20 protein-coding genes are annotated in these 22,615 nt (G+C 67.8%); 4 read left to right on the forward strand and 16 right to left on the reverse strand.

All coding sequences use genetic code 11. The features are described from left to right. Window positions 1-33: 33 nt before the first annotated feature. The gene (gene istB / locus AAG895_RS17945; protein WP_345793332.1) at window positions 34-822 is read left to right on the forward strand and encodes an IS21-like element helper ATPase IstB; all 789 of its coding nucleotides are present in this window, start codon (window positions 34-36) and stop codon (window positions 820-822) included. A gap of 40 nt (window positions 823-862) precedes the next feature. Here the strand turns inward: istB and AAG895_RS17950 are convergent, their stop codons facing one another. Both AAG895_RS17950 and AAG895_RS17955 read right to left on the reverse strand, forming a co-directional pair. Beyond that, window positions 863-1,393, reverse strand: coding sequence for a hypothetical protein (locus tag AAG895_RS17950; RefSeq protein ID WP_345793333.1), 531 nt, complete (start codon window positions 1,391-1,393; stop codon window positions 863-865). Between the two features lie 575 nt (window positions 1,394-1,968). Further along, window positions 1,969-3,423, reverse strand: coding sequence for an integrase (locus AAG895_RS17955; RefSeq protein WP_345793334.1), 1,455 nt, complete (start codon window positions 3,421-3,423; stop codon window positions 1,969-1,971). A gap of 427 nt (window positions 3,424-3,850) precedes the next feature. On the opposite strand from AAG895_RS17955, the gene AAG895_RS17960 reads away from it, so the two are divergent. The 3 genes from AAG895_RS17960 to AAG895_RS17970 are packed head-to-tail and all read left to right on the forward strand — an operon-like array spanning window position 3,851 to window position 6,809. Further along, window positions 3,851-4,549 (forward strand): hypothetical protein, encoded by a 699-nt coding sequence (locus AAG895_RS17960; RefSeq protein ID WP_345793335.1) that lies wholly within the window; start codon window positions 3,851-3,853, stop codon window positions 4,547-4,549. Further along, the gene (locus AAG895_RS17965) at window positions 4,549-5,688 is read left to right on the forward strand and encodes a hypothetical protein (protein WP_345793336.1); all 1,140 of its coding nucleotides are present in this window, start codon (window positions 4,549-4,551) and stop codon (window positions 5,686-5,688) included. Before AAG895_RS17960 ends, AAG895_RS17965 begins: the two co-directional genes overlap by 1 nt. Then, window positions 5,685-6,809: a hypothetical protein gene (locus AAG895_RS17970; RefSeq protein ID WP_345793337.1), complete on the forward strand. Its 1,125-nt coding sequence runs from the start codon at window positions 5,685-5,687 to the stop codon at window positions 6,807-6,809. The genes AAG895_RS17965 and AAG895_RS17970 overlap by 4 nt, the downstream gene beginning before the upstream one ends. 27 nt (window positions 6,810-6,836) lie before the next feature. On the opposite strand, the gene AAG895_RS17975 is transcribed toward AAG895_RS17970, so the two are convergent. The 14 genes from AAG895_RS17975 to paaN all read right to left on the reverse strand — a co-directional run bounded on the left by AAG895_RS17975 (window position 6,837) and on the right by paaN (window position 22,158). Further along, complete coding sequence (locus AAG895_RS17975; protein WP_345793338.1) at window positions 6,837-7,448, reverse strand: hypothetical protein; 612 nt, start codon at window positions 7,446-7,448, stop codon at window positions 6,837-6,839. Between the two features lie 182 nt (window positions 7,449-7,630). Beyond that, window positions 7,631-10,297, reverse strand: coding sequence for a GNAT family N-acetyltransferase (locus AAG895_RS17980; RefSeq protein ID WP_345795333.1), 2,667 nt, complete (start codon window positions 10,295-10,297; stop codon window positions 7,631-7,633). A 169-nt stretch (window positions 10,298-10,466) separates the two neighbouring features. After that, complete coding sequence (locus AAG895_RS17985; RefSeq protein ID WP_345793339.1) at window positions 10,467-11,564, reverse strand: 2Fe-2S iron-sulfur cluster-binding protein; 1,098 nt, start codon at window positions 11,562-11,564, stop codon at window positions 10,467-10,469. 19 nt (window positions 11,565-11,583) lie between these two features. After that, entirely contained in the window at window positions 11,584-12,078 is a 495-nt protein-coding gene (gene paaD / locus AAG895_RS17990) for a 1,2-phenylacetyl-CoA epoxidase subunit PaaD (protein ID WP_345793340.1), read from the reverse strand. An 11-nt stretch (window positions 12,079-12,089) separates the two neighbouring features. Further along, window positions 12,090-12,872, reverse strand: coding sequence for a 1,2-phenylacetyl-CoA epoxidase subunit PaaC (gene paaC, locus AAG895_RS17995; RefSeq protein ID WP_345793341.1), 783 nt, complete (start codon window positions 12,870-12,872; stop codon window positions 12,090-12,092). Beyond that, window positions 12,872-13,171: a 1,2-phenylacetyl-CoA epoxidase subunit PaaB gene (gene paaB, locus AAG895_RS18000; RefSeq protein ID WP_345793342.1), complete on the reverse strand. Its 300-nt coding sequence runs from the start codon at window positions 13,169-13,171 to the stop codon at window positions 12,872-12,874. The genes paaC and paaB overlap by 1 nt, the downstream gene beginning before the upstream one ends. After that, complete coding sequence (paaA, locus tag AAG895_RS18005) at window positions 13,168-14,172, reverse strand: 1,2-phenylacetyl-CoA epoxidase subunit PaaA (RefSeq protein WP_345793343.1); 1,005 nt, start codon at window positions 14,170-14,172, stop codon at window positions 13,168-13,170. The genes paaB and paaA overlap by 4 nt, the downstream gene beginning before the upstream one ends. 116 nt (window positions 14,173-14,288) lie before the next feature. Further along, window positions 14,289-15,074: an enoyl-CoA hydratase/isomerase family protein gene (locus tag AAG895_RS18010; protein WP_345793344.1), complete on the reverse strand. Its 786-nt coding sequence runs from the start codon at window positions 15,072-15,074 to the stop codon at window positions 14,289-14,291. Between the two features lie 16 nt (window positions 15,075-15,090). Then, entirely contained in the window at window positions 15,091-16,296 is a 1,206-nt protein-coding gene (pcaF, locus tag AAG895_RS18015; protein ID WP_345793345.1) for a 3-oxoadipyl-CoA thiolase, read from the reverse strand. A 10-nt stretch (window positions 16,297-16,306) separates the two neighbouring features. Then, the gene (paaK, locus tag AAG895_RS18020) at window positions 16,307-17,632 is read right to left on the reverse strand and encodes a phenylacetate--CoA ligase PaaK (protein ID WP_345793346.1); all 1,326 of its coding nucleotides are present in this window, start codon (window positions 17,630-17,632) and stop codon (window positions 16,307-16,309) included. A 37-nt stretch (window positions 17,633-17,669) separates the two neighbouring features. Further along, a complete protein-coding gene (gene paaI / locus AAG895_RS18025; protein WP_345793347.1) occupies window positions 17,670-18,137 on the reverse strand; it encodes a hydroxyphenylacetyl-CoA thioesterase PaaI in 468 nt (155 codons plus the stop codon). Then, window positions 18,130-19,689: a 3-hydroxyacyl-CoA dehydrogenase PaaH gene (paaH, locus tag AAG895_RS18030; RefSeq protein ID WP_345793348.1), complete on the reverse strand. Its 1,560-nt coding sequence runs from the start codon at window positions 19,687-19,689 to the stop codon at window positions 18,130-18,132. The genes paaI and paaH overlap by 8 nt, the downstream gene beginning before the upstream one ends. Beyond that, window positions 19,686-20,480, reverse strand: coding sequence for a 2-(1,2-epoxy-1,2-dihydrophenyl)acetyl-CoA isomerase PaaG (gene paaG, locus AAG895_RS18035; protein WP_345793349.1), 795 nt, complete (start codon window positions 20,478-20,480; stop codon window positions 19,686-19,688). Before paaG ends, paaH begins: the two co-directional genes overlap by 4 nt. A gap of 10 nt (window positions 20,481-20,490) precedes the next feature. Then, on the reverse strand, window positions 20,491-22,158 hold the full coding sequence (gene paaN / locus AAG895_RS18040) for a phenylacetic acid degradation protein PaaN (RefSeq protein WP_345793350.1): 1,668 nt from the start codon (window positions 22,156-22,158) through the stop codon (window positions 20,491-20,493). Window positions 22,159-22,615: the final 457 nt, after the last annotated feature.

Here is a 22,615-nt window from a genome sequence, read left to right on the forward strand (position 1 = left end):
AGCGCGCGCCCACTTCACCCAAGGAGCCTCACCATGAACCCTGCCACCGAACTGGCGCCGCAGCTCAAGCAGTTGCGCCTCTCCGGCATCCTCGACTCGCTCGACGCCCGCAACCGCCAGGCCATCGACGCCAAGCTCGCCTACACGGAGTTTCTCGCCCTGCTGATCCAGGACGAGATCGCGCGGCGCGAGCAGAAGAAGTTCGGCACCCGGCTGCGCCGCGCGGCCTTCCGCGCCAGCAAGACGCTCGAAGGCTTCGAGTTCGACCGCCTGCCCTCGACCAACCGCGCCCTGGTCCATGATCTCGCCACCGGGCGCTACATCGACGAGCGCGCCCCGGTGCTGATCGTCGGTCCTTGCGGCACCGGGAAAAGCCATCTCGCGCAGGCGCTCGGGCACTGCGCCGTGCGTCAGGGGCACGACGTCATCTTCGCCTCCTGCGCGCAGTTGCTCGCCAGTCTGAACGCCGCCCGCGCGGTCGGCACCTTTGAGCGCAAGCTGCAGCAACTGGCGCGCGTGCCGGTGCTGATCATCGACGACTTCGGCCTCAAACCCCTTCGCGCCCCCGCCGACGAGGATCTGCACGACCTCATCGCCGAGCGCTACGAGCGCGCTGCCACCATCGTCACCAGCAACCTCGACTTCACCGAGTGGGACCAGGCCTTCCCCGGCAACCGGCTGCTGGCCTCGGCCACCGTCGACCGCCTGCGCCACAACGCCTACTGCCTCACCCTCGACGGGGCCTCTTACCGTGCCCCGCGACAGGGTCCGAATCGGGCGAAAAGCGCCCTTGCCAGCACCCCGAAAAACATCGATTCTTGACCCCCCAACGACGTCCGTCAGAGCCCGGTTCGAGTGGCTTCTATATGCCGATCATCGGTGGCTCTATTGTGGCGGTCAGTGACAGGAGCTTAATCACTGCTTCCGCAGCTGCATCCATGCTTCGGTACTCCGTGTGGTGCTTTCGATACCAAGCCTTGATACTGTCTGCGATTTCGCGGTTTTCAGCATGGCGGGCATGGGCTGCCTTTTGCCCATGGCGACTGAGGAGTTCCGAGATCGACTGTGCATCTCGATCCTCTTTCACCAGCATCATGTGAACAACGACACTGAACTGATAAAGGCCCTGCAGTCGCGCAAAGTCATTACCGTCATCCCTGAACTGCAGATCGTCAGAAATCAGCCCATGGTATGCGAGGCGCAGCATTGGTGGCCCAGGGCGATCAGTATCAGATTGCGGACCGTCATGGTCGCTTGCCTTCAACTCGAGCGACTCTCCCGGGTAATGCTCGGCAAGCATTGCCTTCACAACCTCAGCCAATCGCTGCGACTCAGCCGCAACGAACGCTTTGGACATCACGTAGAAGTGATCTCTCGAGGGGAGGATCGGCATATTTCAAGACCTTGGAAATATTTAGAGCCGCCGCTGCAAGAACGTGACACCTGCGGTGCAGCTGGCTCAAGGAAACGATTGAGCAGCATTCTATCGACAACGGCCCCATTAGGATGTGACGTATCGCACCCACCGCCTTAGCTGCAAGCAGGGCATGCCGCAGATCCCATGGCACTCATCTTTCCCCCCGAGCCCGGCTGTCCTCACGAGCTACTCGACTTATGGAAACTTGCTCCGAAAGCCACGTATCCACCTCGGCCTCGATCCAACCAACAGCCTTGGCCCCCAGTGATATTGGGGTTGGAAACGAGCCCCTTTTTATCCTTTCGTAAATCGTCGACCGTGACAGCCCTGTTCGCGACTCTACCTGTTTACGACGTAGAATTGATATTGGCTCGCCCATTTCAGTACCCATGCGAAGTTCGTTAATGAATTGCATCGAGGATTCTCGAAGCGCATGGTAGGTACATTACAAAAAATAGGACCCGGAATTAACCCCGTCAGCACGTATCGCAGTCAGTCAAACTGCAAGAATTACACTCTGCATGCAGAGCGTAATTTTTAGATTATTCTGATCAGCTGAGGATTTCCAAGAATTGATCAACCCTGAAGCTTCTCTCCCGCCTGCCAAACTGAGTGCCGGCCTCGATCTTCGATCCTGATTCAATAGCACTCAACCTTGCCTCCCATACGGCGAGGACAGCTTGTTTCTCATCGAAATAGTCGTGCCTATCGTAGTGCTTCGCTTGCACGCCACTAATACCATGCGAAAGGACCTGAGCACGGTAGTCGGCGCTTACACGCATCGCCGCCATCATCGTCTCAACGGTGCGGCGTACATCGCGCACATCGAATGGCTCACCGCCCAAACAGTCGCTGATTTCTGTGATTCGCTTGCTGACCGTCGTCTCCGCAAGCGCGACGCGCCCGCCGGACGAGAAGATCGGACAATTGGCCGTATCGGGCTGTCGTTCCTCCGTTCTCGCACGAGCGAACTCCCTCTTTACGGCACGCGCTGCCAGATGCGCAACAATCGACGACGCCCGTGGCCCAAGAGGAAGAAGATGCTCGCGGGCTGTGGGGCGCCGCCCCTTCCCGTCAAGTAGCGAGAGCGTGGAGGTTTCGGGATCGAAATCCTTGACTCTTGCCCGCAGGAGCTGGGCGATTCGTTGCCCGCCGGCAAGGAGGGCAACAATTAGTGCGTAGTCGACGTTCTCAGACCCCAGCAAATCCGATCGGCCAACACGGCGCAGATGCCCGAGGTAAGCCCGCAGCTCATGCGCGGACAGGGTCCGGGCGCGTGTCCGGACAGGAATGGCGGGAATGTCGGTCACCGGATTGTGCTCAATCTCAAAGCCGACGAGCTCGCTTGGTAGCTTTGCATCGAACGGTGACTTTTTTGCCGCGCTATATGCCGCTCCGAGATAGCTCCGCAGCAAACCGGCGGTGCGCTCGTTGCCGCGCTCTCGGACCTGACGAATGACCGTCGCGATCTGTCGGGCATTTAAGTCTCGCGCCGGCCTATCGGCGACGTCCGCATGGGGGAAGACGTGACACTTGAAGACCGAGCGTGCGGCAGACGCGCTACTTCGCTTCCCCCCGCGCTCAAGAAGCGCAACGTAAGCATCGCAGAGCGCCCTGAGAGTATGACGCGCGCGTTCTTCAGCCCGCTGCTGCGCCTGCTGTCGGTCTTCCCGCTCAGACTGCGCGGCCACCTGTCTAGCCTCCTCTTCAGACTGAAGGTGCTCCCGGATGTCACGGATCCCGGACTGGTACACCATCGAGAGCTCGCCAGCCTTGCTGCGGGCTGCAGCCAGCGTCAGGCCATGACGCCCGGACTCGTCGTATTGTCCAATCGGAAGGGAGTCGCGACGTCCGTCAGGCAGCGTGTATCGGAAGTAGGCGATAACCGCACCTGACGACGTGCGACGGAAGAGCAATACCCCAGCACCACGCCCCGATCCTGCCGGCCCATCCGACAGCCACTCCCCGGATTTCGCCGCCTGCAGCTCCTTGACCTTGAGTCCCATACTTCCTCCGATTACTTGCCAATCGCATTATTCCGGTTGCCGTTTGGTTGCCGTTCGGCGCTGGCTTACATCGGAACAATCCGGAACACCTCGGAAGAAGGATATTACTAACTATCTGTTTTATTGCGTGTTATTTCTCACGAACCGGAACAATATGGACAGTATCGGAACACCTGAATCTTTATATTTATTGACTCTTAATCAATTGGTCCTAGGTTCGAGTCCTAGTGCCCCCACCAATAAACTCAAGCACTTAGGCCAGTTCTCACGAACTGGCCTTTTTGCTTTACCGCGTCCGCAGGTCCTTACCCCCGGTTTGCGCATTGCCTGGGCCGCTGCACGCAGGCTTGCGTTTTGGCCTCGCTCTTCATACCTTGGCAACAGGCTCCATCCTGCTCGGCAGCCGCGTTCGACATGGAGAAGGACGATGATGACCAGGCATCTGCTGGCGGGCTCGCTGCTCGCGGCAATGACAGGCGGGACAGTGGCGGCGCCGCCGCTCGAGGCCGAACTCGTGGGCGCCTTCTTCGAGACCGAGCAGGTCGATGTCGCGGTCAGCGGCTCGGTGGTGGTCGGCGTGACCAGCACGGCGGTGCAGGGCGGCAAGTCGGTCGGCAGCCTGCTCCTGCAGCACGCGGCCGGCGACGCGCAGGTGTGCCTGACGATGCTGTCGCGAGATGGCGTCTATTACTCGCGCAACACCTTCAGGTTGCCTGAAGCCGGCGCCGGCCAGGCGGTGCGCCTGCCTTACCGCTCGAATCTGCGCGACCGCCTCGACGGCTATGCAGCCAGCGACCTCGCCATGCGCGCGAGCGCTGGCAGTTGCGAGCACGGCACCAACCTCTATTACGTGCTGGGTGCAGCGAGCGGCCCGGCGCCTGCGGCGATCCGCGTGTTCGTCAATTCCTTCGGTGCCACCGACGTCTTCTACCGCAGCGCGGCGCACGGCCTGGAAGGGAGCTGCTCGCCGATTGCCGAGGGCCGGCGCACCAGCTTCGATCACTGGTGCGACATCCCGTGGCCCAAGGACGGTGCCGAGCGGGTCGAGGTCGGCATCGAGCGCGAACGCTACGGCCGCGAGATGCCCGCCGTGACGCTGACCCTCGTACTGCAGCCTCAGGACTGATGACCGGGCCACCACGGGCGGGCGACAAGCCACCCCGCCGCTCGACACCCAGGGCGCTGCATCGCTGCGGCGCAGGCGCGAGCTTCCTGTGGAAGCTGGCGCTGGGGGCAGGCGTACTCGCGATCTGGCTGCTCGTGGGCGTCGTCGTCGTGCTGCTCGCGCTCAACCTGCACACACCGCCGAGCTGGTATTTCAGCATCGGCGCGCAGACCGAGGCAGCCGACATCGAGCTCGCCGCCGGGCGCGAGACGCAGTGGCGCATCGAAGGCGCCATCGTCTGCGCCACCGAGGCATTGCCGGCGCCACTCGCGCTGCTGCCGCGGGAAGCGTCCTCGCCTTGCGGCGGCCGGCGCTGGTTCGCGCACGCCTTGCCTAGCGGCGAGAACGCGGAGCATGTGCTGGTGCTGGGTGGTCCCGGCATCTCGGCGGATGGCGCCGCGACGCCGGGTGCAGAGCCTGCGGCACTCCAGGTCGGGCTCGAGACGCGCGGCGATGGCGGCCTGCAGATGTCGATCCGCGGACCGGGTCCGCTGCGCCTGGCGGTATCCGGGCAGGCGCTCGCCCTGCCCCCCGGCCTCAACCTGATCTGGGCGGGCGAGGCCCGGCCGCGCGACCTCGTCTTCCCCTTCACCGGGGAACGCGTGCGGGTCGGTCGCGACGTGACCTGGTCCGACTCGAGCATGTTGCGCGAGGGAACGCTGACGGTATTCACGGCCTCGGAGGAATCGCTGGCAAAGCGCTCGCAGGTCGAGGAGGTCGCGCTGATGCCCGGCGACCAGGTCCGCCTCGAGCGCCATGGCGGGGACGGCGTCTTTCACCCCAAGGGCTTCGTTCGCTTCGATCGGCTGGGCGGCGGCGACGCACCGGCAAGCCTGGGTGTGGTCGCGTTCGGGCGCGCCGAGAGCATCCGCATCGAACGCTTTGGCGACAGCGGCTACGAGTTCAAGCCGGGATGGTGGGTCGGCATCCTGCACGACCGCCTGCTGATGATGTGGTCGGCGGTCCTCGCCGCGCTGATCACCGTGCTCGGGGGCATCGCTGGCTGCCGCGAACTAGCGACGTCGCCGGCCGAGGCCTGGCGCGCGCTATGTCGTGAATGGCGCGCCGGCACACCGCGACCCCAGGAGGATGAACGATGAGCGCTCCCCGCTCGCGCACCAGGCTCCGCGCATTCGCACTGTTCGCCCTGCTGCCCTGCGTCGCCCCGGTCGCCGCGCAGCAGGCGGTGGTGACGACGCAGGACGCCAATGCACTCGAGATCGGGCAGGCCTTTCTCGCCCACCATGGCGGCCGGTGCTACGCCATCCTGCCGACCCATGTCGTGAGCGAAGCCGGGCGTCCGGCCTTGCGCCGCGAGGGCACGCAAGGCTTGCTCGGCGAAACCGTGGACCACGCCGACCTCGGCGACGATCTCAGCCTCGCCCGGGTGGACGGCGCCATCGGCAACGACTGCGGGGCGAGCGCGCTCAGCGTCCGGCGCGCCGTCGAGCGCCTGCTGCAGCAGGGCCGCCTGGGCACGCTGCGCTCGATCAACGGCGACGGCACGGTGGCCCAGCTCGGTGTCACCATCGTCGATGACGACGGTCGCGGCACCCTGCGCGTACAGCCCACCCACCAGGGCAACCCGATCCGCAAGGGCCTCAGCGGCAGCCTGCTGCTCATAGACGGCGTCAGCGTCGGCATGCTGCTGTCCGTCAATGCGCGCTCGGGCATCGGCACCGTGGCCCGCATCGACACGCTGATGTCGAAGGTGGACGCCCACCTGCTGAGCCCCGCGGCGGCGGTCGTGGCCGAGTCGCCCGACCAGGCGGCAGCGGCAAGCTCCGGCGCCCTGCCGGCCGCGCCCGCCAGCGGCCCGCGCGTGCTCGCATGGAGTGCGCTGCCGATCGACGAGGCGCATCGTGCCGCCAACCTCACCGCCGGCGCCGAGGCGCCCGCCTGGGCGAGCATCCCCGCCCGCTGGCCGGTGACCATCGACCTGCAGGCCGGCGAGGGCCTGGTGACGATCAGCGGCGTGGTGCTCGACGGTCGCGGCGTCGCCGACGCCGGCCAGCTGCCCGCCCACGTCGAGCTGTTCATCAACCCGAGCGGTGACGCGCGCGCCTGGCGCGCCATCACCTCGATGCCGCTGGACTACCGCGACGGCGTCGCGCGGATCGCCCTCGCGCCGCTGCGTACCCGGCTCCTGCGGCTGAGCTTCAGCGCCACGGTGGGCGGCGGCGGCGTCATCAGTCTCGGCCGCATCGGCCTGGTGCAGTAGCACCGGGGCGCAGCGACCGCGCCCCGCTCAGCGCAGCTTGGCCGAGGCGAGGAACTGGGTACGGCCCGATTCCAGACGCACCACGCCGGCAATCGCGTTGTCGTCGCGCAGGCTCATCGTCCCGGCAATGCGCGAACTGTAGCTGAACACCAGCTCGGTACCACTGACCTGCCCCTGCCAATGACCCGACTTGAAGGTCCCGGCCTCGGCATTGCGGCCGTCGATCGGCACCACCAGCCCACTGCCGTTCTTGACCAGATACTCGGCGGAGGCCTCCTGGATCGCCTTCGGCGCAGAGGGATCGGGCGCCAGCGTCAGGTGGAGGTTGTTCTGGCTCAGCAGCAGGGCCTTGAAGGCCATCGCCCGCAGCAGGCTGTCGGCGCTCACGAGACCGGTCTCGTAGGCAATCAGCCGCAGCGCCTCGTCGCCGCTCTTGACCATGGCGTCGAAGGTGGCGAGTCGCAGGTTCTGGTCCGGACCGTTGAGGACCTTGCGCAGCTCCTCGATCTCGCGCGCCTGACCGCGCGCGCGCTCGAGGATCTCGGCCGCCGTGCCCTGGGCCTGCGCCACCGCAGGGATCGAAAGAGCGGACAGGCCGAGGGCGCCCAGCAGGGCGGCATGGACGATTGGGCGACGCATCGGGCGGACTCCTGGAAAGGGGGTGAAGTCGGTCCTGCATTCTAGGACACGATCCAGCCAAGGCGCGCGCGCGTCGATCGGGGCGGCGGAGACCGGACTGCCTGAGCGCACACACTCGCAGCGCAGCCGGCATGCGAGTCCGCACGCGGCCGTGGGTCGGGGACGTCGGGTTCGCCGCTCGGTCACCCGTGCAGCGGCTTCGCCACCCTGCGCAGGGTGTTCTCCTCCGGGTGCGGCTGCACCGAGAACCCCAGGCTGTGCATCAGGCGCAGCATCTTCGGGTTGTTGCCCAGCACGTCGCCGACGATGCTGCGGTAGCCCTTGCTGCGCGCGCAGTCGATCAGCGCACCCATGAGGCGGCGCCCGAGGCCGAAGCGCTGCCAGTCGTCGGCGACCACGAGCGCGAACTCCACCGACTCGCCGTCCGGCGCCAGCGTGTAGCGCGCGCTGCCGATCATGGCCTCGTCGTCGCCCGTCCCGGTGAGCGCGATCAGCGCCATCTCGCGGTCGTAGTCGATCTGCGTGAAACGCGCGATGAGGCCCGCCGGCAGTTCCTCGATCGCCTCCATGAAGCGGTAATAGCGGGTCTCCGGGCTCATGCGGTCGAAGAAGGCCTGGACCTTGCCGGCGTCCTCCGGGCGCACCGGACGCACGCGCACGCTGCGCCCGTCGGACATCTTCCAGTCCTGAACGAGATGGCCCGGGTAGGGATGGATCGCCATGTGGGCATAGCGGTCGCTGCCTGCCGGCAGCCCGTGGTCGATGACCACGCGGGCGTCGGCGACGATGGCGCCGTGTTCGTCGGCGATCAGCGGGTCGATCACCAGCTCGTTCACCCAGGGCAGCTCGCAGGCGAGGTCTGAGACGGCGAGCAGCACACGCTCGAGCGCGTCGCGATCGACCGCCGGCAGGCCGGCGCAGCGGTCGAGCAGCTGCGCCACCTGGGCCGCGTCGATGAGGTCGCGCGCGAGCACGCCGTTCAGGGGCGGCAGCGCGTGGGCGCGGTCGCCCACGTGGCCGGCGGCGGCGCCCCCCGCGCCGAGGCTGATCACCGGGCCGAACACCGGGTCGCGGAACACCGCCAGGCGCAGTTCGCGCGCGTGCGGGCGCTCGAGGTAGGGCTCGATCGACACGCCGGCGATGCGCGCCTCGGGATGGCGCAGGCGGACGCTGGCGACGATGTCGTTGTAGGCGCTCCACACCGACTCGGTGGCGCTGAGGTCGAGGCGCACCCCGCCCGCCTCCGACTTGTGGGTGAGGTCGGGCGAATCCACCTTCATCACCACCGGGAAGCCCACCTGCTCGGCGACGAACAGCGCCTCGGTGACGTCGCGCGCGACCAGGGTCTGGGTGACGGGCACGCCGAAGCTGCGCAGCAGCGCCTTCGACTCCATCGCCGACAGCACCGTGCGGCGCTGGTTGAGCAGCGCCTCCACGAGCAGCCGCGCGCCGCCGCCGCTGCGCCCGGCGGGCGCGGACTGCCCCGCGGTCTGCAGCAGCAGGGCCTGGTGGCGGTAGAACTTGGAGACATTGTGGAAGAGCTCGACGGCGGTCTCCGGCGCATGGAACACCGGGATGCCGGCCTGTTCGAGCAGCGCCCGGCCCTCGGCGACCTGCCCGCCACCCATCCAGCAGCAGCACAAGGCCAGCCTGAGCTCGCGCGAGACCTCGACGATGGCCTGCGCGATCTCCACCGGGTCGGTCAGGGCGTGCGGCGACAGGATCACCAGCACATTGCCGATCGCCGGATCCTCGCCGAGCGCGCGGAGGGCGTCGCGGTAGCGCTGCGGCGACGCGTCGCCACCGAGGTCGAGCGGGTTGGCCGCCGCCGCGCCGCCGAGGCGGAGCGCGGCGAGCGCCTCCTTGGTGCGCCCGGACAGCTCGACCAGGGGCGCACCGAGGTCGCCCGCGCGGTCGGCGGCGATCGCGCCCGGGCCACCGCCATTGGTGACGATCGCAAGCTGCTCGACGCGCGGCCGGAACCCCGAGGCCAGCGCGCGAGCGGCGAAGAACAGCTGGGCGACGTTCTGCACGCGCACCACGCCCGCGCGCCGCATGGCGGCGTCGAACACGGTGTCGGCGAGCGAGACCTCGCCCACCGTGGCGCGGTGCCCATGCTCGTGGCGGCCGGGCTTGAGCAGGATGATCGGCTTGATGCGCGCCGCCGAGCGCAGCGCGCTCATGAAATGGCGTGCGTTCCGGACGCGATCGACATGCAGCAGGATGTAGCGCGTGCGCTCGTCATGGACCAGGTAGTCGAGCGTCTCGCCGAAATCGACGTCCATCGCCGCGCTCAGCGAGATCACCGACGAGAAGCCGATCTGGTGGGTGGCCGCCCAGTCGAGCACCACCGAGCACATCGCGCCCGACTGCGACACCAGCGCCAGTTCGCCGCTCGTCACCGCAATCCGCGTCAGCGCAGCGTTGAGCCCATCGGCCGGACGCAGGAGGCCGAGGCTGCCCGGGCCGAGCAGGCGCACGCCGCCGCTGCGCGCGGTCTCCAGCAGGCGGGCGTGGAGCGCACTGTCGGCAGGGTCGAGCGCGGTGACGATCACCGCGTTGCGCACGCCGGCGCGGCCGCATTGCTCGACGAGCGCATGCAGGGTGCGTACCGGGGTCGCGATGATGGCGAGGTCGATGCGGCGCCCGATCTCGTCCACGCTGCGGTGGCAGGGCCGTCCGAACACCGTATCGTGCTTCGGGTTGACCGCGTGCAGCCCGCCCCGGAAGCCACCGTCGACGAGATTCCCGAAGATCACGCGGCCGACCGAATGCGCCTCCTCGGAGGCGCCGATCACGGCGACCGAGGCGGGCTCGAACAGCGACTTCAGATAGTGGGCGTTGAGCATGGCGATCATGGGCGTGCGGGCGGGAGGGCCACAGTCTAGGCGCAGAGGCCGGCGCGCTTCGTTGATCTTCATCAGCGCGCGCGGCGAGCGCAGCATGAATAAAAAGCGGCCGTCGAAACGGCCGCTTGCGATCGTGGCCGTGGACGGCCAGCTCCGTAGGCGGGCGCGCTCAGCGCTCGTCGAAGCTCAGCTTCAGGCTCTTGCTGGTGCAGCGCGCCTGACAGCTGAGCACGAAGCCCTGATCCACCTCGGCCGCTTCCAGGGTGAAGTTCTTGTCCATCACCACGTCGCCGTCGAGCACCTTGGCGCGGCAGGTGCAGCACACGCCGGCCTTGCACGAGAACGGCAGGTCGAGGCCGGCGTTGAGCGCGGCGTCGAGCAGGTGGTCGTCCGGACCGATGGCGATCTCGTGCTCCTTGCCGTCGAGCACCAGGGTCATCGTGATGTCCTTGGCCGCGGTGGCCACCGCCTCGGCGGTGCTGGAGGCGCCGACCGGCTTGGCGCCCGGTGGCAGCGTGGCGGTGAAGCGCTCGGTGCGGATGCGGTCGGCGGGTACGCCGGCCTCGACCAGGGCGGCCTCGGTGGCGCTGATCATCTCGTCCGGACCGCAGATGAAGACCTCGTCCATGCTGCCGACCGGCAGCAAGGCCTTGATGATCTCGCGCACCTTGTCACCGTCGATGCGGCCCTGCAGCAGGTCGACTTCCTGCGCCTGGCGCGACAGCACGTGGATCATGGTCAGGCGGTCGCGGTAGCGGTCCTTCAGGTCCTGCAGCGCTTCGTTGAACATCACGGTGGACATGCGGCGGTTGCCGTAGATCAGCGTGAATTTCGACTCGGGCTGCTCTTCCAGCGTGGTCGCGGCGATCGACAGGATGGGCGTGATGCCCGAGCCGGCGGCGAAGCCGACGCGGTGGATGGCGCGCTTCTTCTTGACCACGAAGCGACCGTCGGGCGGCATCACCTGAAGGGTGTCGCCAGCCTTGACCGACTTCGCCGCCCAGTTCGAGAACAGGCCGCCTTCGACCGGGCGGATGCCGATCTCGAGTTCGCCCGCGGTCGCCAGCCGGCTGCGCGGGCTGCTGATCGAGTAGTTGCGGCGCACGTCCTGGCCGTCGATGGTGGCGCGCAGGGTGAGGAACTGGCCCGGCTCGAAGGCGAAGCGCGCCTTCTCCGCGGCGGGGATGTCGAACGTGATCGCCACCGCGCCGGCCGCCTCGGGGCTCACGCGCTTGACGGAGAGTTCTTGAAAACGAGGTGCTGACATGTCGTTTTGGCTCCGGCCCTCAGAAGGGCTTGAAGTAATCGAAGGGTTCCTGGCAGTCGAGGCAGCGGTACAGCGCCTTGCAGGCCGTGGAACCGAACTGGGAGGTGACGACGGTATGCGTGGAGCCGCACTTGGGACAGGCGACCGGCTCCGCGCTGCGTCGCACGAACTTCACCACGCTGACGTCCTTGGGCGTGGCGTGCGGCGGCGCGATGCCGTACTGGCGCAGCTTCTCCTTCGCCTCCTCGCTCATCCAGTCGGTGGTCCAGGCCGGCGCGAGCTGGGTGATCACCCGCGCCGCGATGCCGGCCTGCTCCAGCGTGGCGCGCACGTCGTCCTCGATCTGGCCCATGGCCGGGCAGCCGCTGTAGGTCGGCGTGATGACGACCTCGATGCCGTCCGCGGTCTCGCGCACGTCGCGCAGGATGCCCAGCTCGCGCAGGGTCACCACCGGGATCTCGGGGTCGGTCAGCGGCTCCAGCGTCGCCCAGACCTTGTCGACGGTGCTGCTCATGGCGTCCGCCCTTACCAGGTCGCGTTGGGATGCGCGCGGGCCAGCACCTGCATCTCGCCGAGCAGATAACCCAGGTGCTCGGAATGCAGGCCGACCTTGCCCTCGGTGACGTAGCCGTGGAAGTTCGGCCGCGTCAGCGTCGCCTCTTCCAGCGCCTCGTTCACGATCTCGTCCCACTGCGGGCGCAGCGCCCACACGTCGATGCCCACCCCGGCCGCCACCGCGGCGCCTTCGGCCGGGCTGGTGGTCCAGAACTCCTCGGTGTAGGGCATCAGGTGGTTCACCGCCGCCTGCACGCGGGCGTGCGACTCCTCGGTGCCGTCGCCCAGGCGCACCAGCCAGTCACGCGAGTGGTGCAGGTGGTAGCTGGCTTCCTTGAGCGACTTGGAGGCGATCGCCGCCAGGCTCTCGTCCTTCGAGTGCTGCAGCTTGTCCCACACCAGCACCATCAGCGTGGCGTAGAGGAAGTTGCGCACGATGGTCGTCGCGTAGTCGCGGTCTGCCGCGGCGTAGCCGACCAGCGGGCCGTGATGCGGGAGCTCGAGCAGGGTGTAGTTGCGGAACTCGTGCGCATCGCGGAAGTAGGCGAGCTTGTCCTCGGTTGCGTCGCCGCCCATCAGCTCGGCCGCGCGCTGGTACAGCAGGCGGGCCTGGCCGATGAGGTCGAGGCTGACGTTGGCCAGCGCCAGATCCTCTTCGAGGATGGGGCCGTGGCCGCACCATTCGGCGTTGCGCTGACCGAGCACGACGGCGTTGTCGGCCAGGTGCAGCAGGTAGTCGATCGGCGTGCTCATTACATGTGCCCCACTTCTTCCGGGATTTCGTAGAAGGTCGGATGGCGGTAGATCTTGTCGGCCGCGGGATCGAACAGCTCACCCTTGTCATCCGGATTGCTGGCGGTGATCGCCGACGACGGCACCACCCAGATGCTCACGCCTTCCTGGCGGCGGGTGTAGACGTCGCGCGCCATGTGCAGCGCCTGCGCCGCGTCGGCGGCGTGCAGGCTGCCACAGTGCTTGTGCTCGAGGCCTTGCTTGCTGCGGACGAAAACTTCCCAGAGGGGCCAATCCTTCAGTGCGGGTGCGGTGCTCATGCTGCCTCCTTGATTGCGCGTTCTTTTTGCTTGCGAGCGTAAGCCAGGGCTGCGTCACGCACCCACTGACCATCCTTGTGCGCCTTGACGCGGGTCGCCAGGCGTTCCTTGTTGCACGGGCCGTTGCCCTCGACGGTGTTCCAGAACTCCGCCCAGTCGATCTGCCCGTAGTCGTAGTGGCCACGCGCCTCGTTCCACTTCAGGTCGGGGTCGGGCAGCGTCACGCCCAGCACCTTCGCCTGCGGCACGGTGGCGTCGATGAACTTCTGGCGCAGGTCGTCGTTGCTGATGCGCTTGATGCCCCAGCGCATGCCCTGCGCACTGTGCGGGCTGTCGGCATCCGGCGGCCCGAACATGGCCAGGCACTTCCACCAGTAGCGGTTCACCGCGTCCTGCACCATCGCACGCTGCTCGTCGGTGCCCTTCATCATCACCAGCAGGGCCTCGTAGCCCTGGCGCTGGTGGAAGGACTCCTCCTTGCACACGCGGATCATGGCGCGCGCATAGGGGCCGTAGGAGCAGCGGCAGAGCGGGATCTGGTTCATGATCGCGGCGCCGTCGACCAGCCAGCCGATCACGCCCACGTCGGCCCAGTTGAGCGTCGGGTAGTTGAAGATGGAGCTGTACTTGGCCTTGCCCGAATGCAGGCCCTCGAGCATCTCGTCGCGGCCGGTACCCAGGGTCTCGGCAGCCGAATACAGGTAGAGGCCGTGGCCGCCCTCGTCCTGCACCTTGGCGATCAGGATCGCCTTGCGCTTGAGGCTGGGGGCGCGGCTGATCCAGTTGCCTTCGGGCAGCATGCCGACGATCTCGCTGTGGGCGTGCTGGCTGATCTGGCGCACCAGGGTCTTGCGGTACGCCTCCGGCATCCAGTCCTGTGGCTCGATGCGGCCGTCGGCGTCGATGCGGGCCTCGAACGCGGCTTCCTGCTCGCTCTGCGTCGCGACGACGGCGAGCTTCTTGCCGGACTCGTCCGGAATGTCCATTGCCTGCGTGTACATGTGTTTCCTCCTAGCAAACACCGCTCCGGGGGATACCGGAACGGAACGCGGGGCGCGCACGGCTGTGACCCCGCCCTCTCCTCAAAGGTCCGCCGCGCGCGGGGCGCGACGGGTGTTCATGCCATCCATGCCGGCGGGCGCTTCTCGAAGAAGGCCGCGAAGCCCTCGCGCGCCTCGGCGGTCGCGCGTTGGCGGGCGATGCGGATGGCGGTTTCCTCGCTGACCGCGTCGTCGATCGGGCGCCCGGCAAGGGCCGCGATCAGCTGCTTGGCGGCGAGCTGGGCCTGCGGGCCGCAGGCGAGCAGCGCCTGCACCAGGCGATCGACGGCGGCGTCGAGCTCGGCCACCGGCACGACCTCGTTGACCAGCCCGATCGCCCTCGCCTCGGTGGCGCCGAAGCGCTCGGCGCTCTGGAAGTAGCGCAGCGCATGGCGCGGGCCGATGGCGCGCAGCACGTAGGGGCTGATCACCGCCGGAATGATCCCGAACTTGACCTCGGAGGTCGCGAAGCTGGCGTCGTCCGCCGCGATCGCCATGTCGCAGGCCGCGGTGAGCCCGGTCCCGCCGCCGAGCGCGGCACCCTGCACGCGGGCGATGGTCGGCTTCGACAGCCCGGACAGGGCGCGCAGCATGGCGGCGAACTTGCGCGAGTCGGCGAGGTTCTCGGCCTCGGTGCTGTCCGAGGCGCGGCGCATCCAGTTGAGGTCGGCGCCGGCCGAGAAGTGCTTGCCGCGACCGGCCAGCACCACCACGCGCACGCTGGCGTCGGCGTCGAGCGCGGCGCAGGCGGCGGCCAGTTCGGCGATGAGCTGCTCGTTGAAGGCGTTGAACACCTCCGGGCGGTCCATCCAGATCGTCGCAACCGCGCCGCGGCGTTCGATGGCGAGGGTTTCGTAGGTCATGGCCCTGTCCCGTGCCTCAGACGCGCTCGATGATCATCGCGATGCCCTGGCCGACGCCGATGCACATCGTGCACAGGGCGTAGCGGCCGTTGCGACGCTGCAGCTCGTAGGCGGCGGTGGTGACCAGGCGCGCGCCGCTCATGCCGAGCGGGTGGCCCATGGCGATCGCACCGCCGTTCGGGTTCACGCGCGCCTCGTCGTCGGCCAGGCCGAGATCGCGGACCACGGCGAGCGCCTGCGCGGCGAAGGCTTCGTTGAGCTCGATGACGTCCATCTGCTCGAGGGTCAGGCCGGCCTTGGCCAGCACCTTGCGCACCGCGGGCGCCGGGCCGAAGCCCATGATCCGCGGCGGCACGCCGGCGGTGGCCATGGCGACGACGCGGGCGCGCGGCGTCAGGCCGTGCTTTGCGGCAGCGGCCTCGGAGGCCAGCACCAGCGCGCAGGCGCCGTCATTGACGCCCGAGGCGTTGCCGGCGGTGACGCTGAGCTCGGGGCCATTGACGCCCTTGAGCTTGGCCAGCATCTCGAGCGTGGTCTCGGGGCGCGGATGCTCGTCGGTGTCGAACACGATCGGCTCGCCCTTCTTGCGCGGGATCTCCACCGGCACCAGCTCGTCCTTGAAGCGCCCGGCGGTGTTCGCCGCGGCCCAGCGCTGCTGCGAGCGCAGCGCGAAGGCGTCCTGGTCGGCGCGCGAGATGTTGAACTCGGCGGCGACGTTGTCCGCGGTCTGCGGCATCGAGTGCGTCTCGTAGAGCTTCTTCATCAGCGGGTTGATGAAGCGCCAGCCGATGGTGGTGTCGTAGATCGCGGCCTGGCGCGAGAAGGCGGACTCGGCCTTGCCCATCACGAAGGGCGCGCGCGACATGCTCTCGACGCCGCCGGCGATCATCAGCTCGGTCTCGCCCGACTTGATCGAGCGCGCGGCCAGGCCGACCGCATCCATGCCGGAGCCGCACAGGCGGTTCACCGTGGTGCCGGGCACCTCGATCGGCAGCCCGGCGAGCAGGCCGGACATGCGCGCGACGTTACGGTTGTCTTCGCCGGCCTGGTTGGCGCAGCCGTAGATGATGTCTTCGACCGCGGCCCAGTCGACCTGGGGGTTGCGCGCCATCAGGGCCTTGAGCGGCACGGCGCCGAGGTCGTCGGCGCGCACCGCCGCCAGGGTGCCGCCGTAGCGGCCGATCGGGGTGCGGATGGCGTCGCAGATGAAGGCTTGAGTCATCGCCGGCTCCTCAGAGTTGCTTCGGGCGCTGGTCGATGACGCGGCGGGCCTTGCCGGTCAGCGTGCGCGGGATCGCTTCGAACTCCATCACGTTCACCTTGGTGGAGATGCCGATGATGGTCTTGATGTGGTGCTGCAGCTCGCGGGCGATATTCTCGGTCTCGGTGCGGCTGAGCTTGCCGGAGAGCTCGCGCTGGACCTCGACACGGATCTCGACGTTGTCGAGGTGGCCGTCGCGGGTGAGCACGATCTGGTAGTTACCCGACAGGCGCTTGTCGCGCATGATCTGCTCCTCGATCTGGGTCGGGAACACGTTCACGCCACGCACGATCAGCATGTCGTCCGAGCGCCCGGTGATCTTGCCGATGCGGCGGAACGAACGCGCGGTCGGCGGCAGCAGGCGGGTGAGGTCGCGGGTGCGGTAGCGGATGACCGGGAAAGCTTCCTTGGTCAGCGAGGTGAACACGAGCTCGCCTTCCTCGCCGTCGGGCAGCACCTCGCCGGTGTCGGGGTCGATGATCTCGGGGTAGAAGTGGTCTTCCCAGATCACCGGGCCGTCCTTGGTCTCGATGCACTCGCTGGCCACGCCCGGGCCCATGACTTCGGTGAGGCCGTAGATGTCGATGGCGTCGATGCCGAGCTTGCGCTCGATCTCGGCGCGCATGCCTTCACCCCAGGGCTCGGCGCCGAAGATGCCGACCTTGAGCGAGATCTCCTCGGGCTTGATGCCCAGGCGCTCGAACTCCTCGGCGATCACCAGCGAGTAGGACGGCGTGACCATGATCGCGTCGGGGCGGAAGTCCATGATCTGCTGCACCTGCTTCTCGGTCTGGCCACCGGACATCGGCACCGCGGTGCAGCCGGCGCGCTCGATGCCGTAGTGGGCGCCGAGGCCGCCGGTGAACATGCCGTAGCCGTAGGCGTTGTGCACCATGTCGCCGGCGCGCACGCCGGCGGCGCGCAGCGAGCGGGCGACGACGTTGGCCCAGTTGTCGAGGTCGTTCCTGGTGTAGCCGACCACCACCGACTTGCCGGTGGTGCCGCTCGAGGCGTGCAGGCGCAGTACCTGGCTGCGCGGCACGGCGAACAGGCCGAAGGGGTAGTTGTCGCGCAGGTCCGTCTTCGTCATGAAGGGGAACTTGGCGAGGTCCTGCAGCGACTTCAGGTCATCAGGATGAACACCCTTCTCCTCGCAGCGCTTGCGGTAGGGCGCGACGTTGTCGTAGGTGTGGCGCACCGACCACTGCAGGCGCTGCAGCTGCAGCGCCGAGATCTCGTCGCGGCTGGCGGTCTCGATCGGCTCGAGGTCACCGGGCTGGGGGGTCTTCACGGTCATGGTGTGATCGTCTCCTCTCTGTTTTCGGTTTGGCCGCTCAGGCCTGTTCTGCGTCGAGTCCGGCGATCACCTCGCCGGCAATGCGGTAGCTCTTGCCGCGGAAGAGCGCGACGGGCTTGCCGGCGCTGTCGCGCACGGTGATGTCATAGACGCCGGTGCGGCCCGACAGCGAGCGCTCGACTGCCTCGGCGGTGAGCGTGTCGCCCTCCTTGCCGGGGGCGACGAAGTCGATGTTGCAGCCCGAGGCCACGGTGTTGCGGTTGTAGGCGTTGCAGGCGTAGGCGAAGGCGGTGTCGGCAAGGCTGAAGATCAGCCCGCCGTGGCAGATGTGGTGGCCATTCACCATGTCGCCGCGCACCTTCATGCTGAGCGTGGCGGTGCCGGGGCCGACGGCCTCGATGCGGATGCCGAGCGCCTGGGCGGCGCGGTCGCGCGACCACATCGCCGCGGCGACGGCTTCTGCCAGCGCCTGCGGGTCGGTGGGGAGGGTCCGGGTGTCAGTCATGGATCTTCTTTCCGGCAAAGACGCGCTGCTGGATCAGCGGCGAGACGCGGTAGCGGTCCTCGCCGTAGAAGCGCGCGAGGTTGGCGAGCACGGTGCAGATCGTCGGCAGGCCGACCTTGTCGGCCCACTCCAGCGGGCCGCGCGGATAGTTCACGCCGAGCTTCATCGCCGCGTCGGCGGCGGCGGCATCGCATACGCCCTGGTTGACCGCGTCGGCGGCCTCGTTGGCGAGCATCGCCACCGTGCGCATCACCGCCAGGCCCGGCGTGTCGCCGAGGCGGCAGACCTCGAAGCCGGCGGCCTGCAGCAGGCCGATCGCGGCGCCCACGGCGGGGGCGAAGGCGTTGATCGCGGCACCGACCGCGATGCGGGTCGCGGTGGCGTAATCGAGCGCGAGATCGATCAGCACCACGTTCTCGATGCCCATCTCGGCGGCACGCTGGGTGGCGGTGCGGCCGTCGGTGACGAAGAGCACCGCGCCCCCCACCTCGGCGATGCGGCCGTCGCCGGCCTCGCCCCAGGAGTGCGGGATGTTTCGCTCGAAGAGGCGGTCGGCGAGCGCGTGCACGGCTGCCGAATGGCCGTGCAGCACGACCGCGTCGGGCGCCTGCTGCGCCACCGCGACCTGCGGCGCGGGGCGCTCGGCGCCTTCGCGGTAGTCGTAGAAGCCGCGGCCGTTCTTGCGCCCGAGGAAACCGGCATCCACCAGCTCCTGCTGGATCAGCGAGGGGGTGAAGCGCGGATCGTTGTAGAAGGCGTTCCACACCGAGCGCGTGACGGCGAAGTTCACGTCATGGCCGATCATGTCCATGAGCTCGAACGGCCCCATGCGGAAGCCGCCGGCGTCGCGCATGATCGCGTCGAGTGTGGCGCAGTCGCCACCGCCTTCGTTGAGGACGCGCAGCGCCTCGGCGTAGTACGGGCGGGCGACGCGGTTCACGATGAAGCCCGGCGTCGAGCGCGCATGCACCGGCGTCTTGCCCCAGGCCGCAGCGGTGGCGAACAGGGTGTCGGCCACGGCGCGCTCGGTGGCGAGACCGGAGACGATCTCGACCAGCTTCATCAGCGGCGCCGGGTTGAAGAAGTGCAGGCCGGCCAGGCGCTCGGGGCGCTGCAGCGCGGCGCCGATCGAAGTGACCGAGATCGACGAGGTGTTGGTGCCGAAGATGCAGTCGGCACCGACGATGTCCTCGAGCTCGCGGTACAGCTTCTGCTTCGCTTCGAGGTTCTCGACGATGGCTTCGACCACCAGCGCGGCCTCGGCGAGGTCGCCGAGCTGCTCGACGGCGACCAGGCGCGCGCCGGCGGACTGGGCGGCCTCGGCACTCATCTTGCCCTTGTCGGCGAGCTTGGCGAACTGGGCGCGGATGCCGTCGATCGCCTTGGCGGCGGCGCCGGGGCGGTTGTCGAGCAGCTTGACCACATGGCCGGCGGCAGCCGCCACCTGGGCGATGCCGGCACCCATGGCGCCGGTGCCGACCACGGCGACGACCGCCGAGAGGGCCAAGGGCTGCGCTGCGGCCTTGGAGGCTTGGATGTCGGTCACACTCATTCCCCGGTGAACTTCGGTGCGCGCTTTTCCATGAAGGCGGCGACGCCCTCGGCGTAATCCGGGCTCCAGCCCAGCTCGCGCATGAAGCCGCCCTCGAAGGAGAGCTGCTGCTCGAGCGTGTGGCCCGGTGCGGCGTGCATCGCCTGGCGGGTGCGCACCAGCGCCTTGGTCGGCATCGCGGCGAGCTGCACGGCCATCGCGTCGACCTTGGCAGCGAACTCGGCATCGTCGTAGGCGGCCCAGATCAGGCCCCAGTCGGCGGCCTTCTCGGCGGGCAGCTTGTCGGCGAGCAGCGCCAGGCCCATGGCGCGCGCCATGCCGACGCGCTGGGGCAGGAACCAGGTGCCGCCGGTGTCGGGCACCAGGCCGATCTTGCTGAAGGCCTGCAGGAAGGAGGCGGACTTCGCTGCCACCACCAGGTCGCAGGCCAGCGCCACGCTGGCGCCGGCGCCCGCGGCGATGCCATTGACCGCGGCGATGGTGGGCACGCGCAGGTTCTGCAGGCGCAGCACCAGCGGCTTGTAGTTCTTTTCGACGACGTTGCCGATGTCGGGCATCTTGCCGCCCACCGCAGCCATGTCGGGGTCTGCGAGATCCTGGCCGGCGCAGAAGGCGCGCCCGGCGCCGGTGAGCACCAGCACGCGCGCGCTGTTGTCGGCCTGGACGCGGTCGAGTGCGTCACGCAGCTCGGCGTGCATCTCGCCGGTGAAGCTGTTGAGCTTGTCGGGGCGGTTCAGCGTCAGACGGGCGACGCCCGCCTCCAGGGAAAACAGGATGTTCTTGTATTCCACGAGCGGCTCCTCAGACGTGGTAACGACGCTGAACGACACGGAAGCGGTTGGCGACGAAGGCCGAATCCGAATACGAGGCGTTGGCGGACGGGTTGCCGCCGGTGCCGTGGTAGTCGGAGAAGGCCGCCGACTGGTTCACGAAGATGCCGCCCGTGAGGTTGATCGACAGCGCGACCTTGCCGCGCCAGGTGGCCTCGGTCATGGCGTCGATGACGTCCTGCCTGGTGGAATACAGGCCGACGGTGAGGGCGCCATGCGTGCTGACCACGCGCTCGGACAGGGCGATGCCGGCAGCGGTGTCTGCGACCTTGACGATGAAGCTGATCGGGCCGAAGCGCTCTTCCATGTAGGCCTTCTCGTCGGCCGCGTCGCAGGCCAGCAGCACCGGGGTGCGTACCTTGGCACCCGGGAACTCGGGGTTGTCGAGCGCCTGCGAGGCGAGCACGACCTTGCCCAAGGCGCCGCTGTTGGCGATGTCGATGCGCTCGGCGGTGTCGGCGGACTGGATCGCGCCGAGCACGGCGAAGGCGACTTCCGGCTTGGACAGGAAGCGCTCGACGGACTTCGCCAGGTCTGCACACACCTCGTCGTAGCTCTTGTGGCCGTCCTCGGTGTCGATGCCGCCCGCCGGGACGAAGATCGCCTGCGAGGTGGTGCACATCTGGCCCGAGTAGAGCGAAAGCGTGAAGGCGAGATTGCCGAGCATCGCCTTGTAGGCATTGGTGGAGTCGATGACGATGTTGTTCACGCCTGCGAGCTCGGCGTACACCTGGGCCTGGCGGCAGTTGTCGATCAGCCACTGGCCGAAGACGTTGCTGCCGGTGAAGTCGACCGACTTGACCGCCGGATGGGTGGCGAGCGCCTGGGTGACGCTGCGCTGGGTCGCCACGCACAGGCTCACCAGGTTGGGGTCGATGCCGTTCTCGGCGAGCACGGCGCGGATGGTGCGCACGGTGATCGCCGCCGGGAGGATGGCGTTGCTGTGCGGCTTGACGATGACGGCATTGCCGGTCGACAGCGCAGCGAACAGGCCCGGGTAGGTGTTCCAGGTCGGGAAGGTGCCGCAGCCGATCACCAGGCCGATGCCGCGGCCGACGATCTCGAAGTGCTTCTTCATGACCAGCGGCGGGTTCTTGCCCTGCGGCTTCTCCCAGGTGGCTTCGGAAGGCACGAAGCTCTGCTCGCGCCAGGCGTAGGTGACGGCCTCGAGGCCGCGGTCCTGGGCGTGCGGGCCGCCGGCCTGGAAGGCCATCATCCAGCCCTGGCCGGTGGTCATCATCACCGCGTGGGCGATCTCGAAGCTCTGCTTGTTGAGGCGGTCGAGGATCTCCAGGCAGATGCCGGCGCGGCCGTCGGCGCCCACCGCCTGCCAGCCCTTCATGGCCTCGAGGCCGGCGGCGATCAGCGCGTCCGGATCGCACACCGGATAGCTGACGTCGAGCGCCACGCCGTAGGGCGAGCTCTCACCCCCATGCCAGCCGGTCTGCCCCGGCTGATCCAGCTCGAATCGCTTGCCCAGGTGCGCCTCGAATGCGCGCTTGCCCTCGTCCGGTGCCGCTTCGCCATACAGCTTGGGGCTCGGCATCTCGGGGAACGGGGACCAGTAGCCGCGCGTGGCGATGGCGCTGAGCGCGCCCTCCAGGGTGGCACGATGCTTCTCGAGCAGGGGATGGGTCATTGGTCTCTCCGGGTAGGTGATCTTGTGCTTCAAACGATACAAATGGATTTAGTCCATGTCAATCATCTGTATCTCTTTCAGGCCATCGAAAGATTCGATGTTCTGCATTTCGTAACAGGTTTTCAAAAACGGAACTTGTTTTTTATCTGTAACTTACGTTTATTTTCTCTAGCTGTTTTGGATTTTCATCCAGGACTATGAAAATTCCTCAAAGCCGCCATCGCCCTCGTTGCGATACCGTTTTGATACTCTTGTATTGCTTTTGTGTATCATATCAAGAACCTCAGAACGCAGCACGCCGACCGCGGCACGCCTTGATCGCGACAACGCCGCCGTGCGCGCCCACCCGGACACCCACACGATGCCGACGAACTCGCCCGCCACCGCCTCCCGCCGGAGCCCTTTGCGCCAGGCAGCGGAGTCGATAGACTTCGCGCCCGCAACAACGGCAACCGCC

The organism is Thauera sp. JM12B12 (genome assembly GCF_039614725.1).
In the GTDB taxonomy this organism is placed as follows: domain Bacteria; phylum Pseudomonadota; class Gammaproteobacteria; order Burkholderiales; family Rhodocyclaceae; genus Thauera.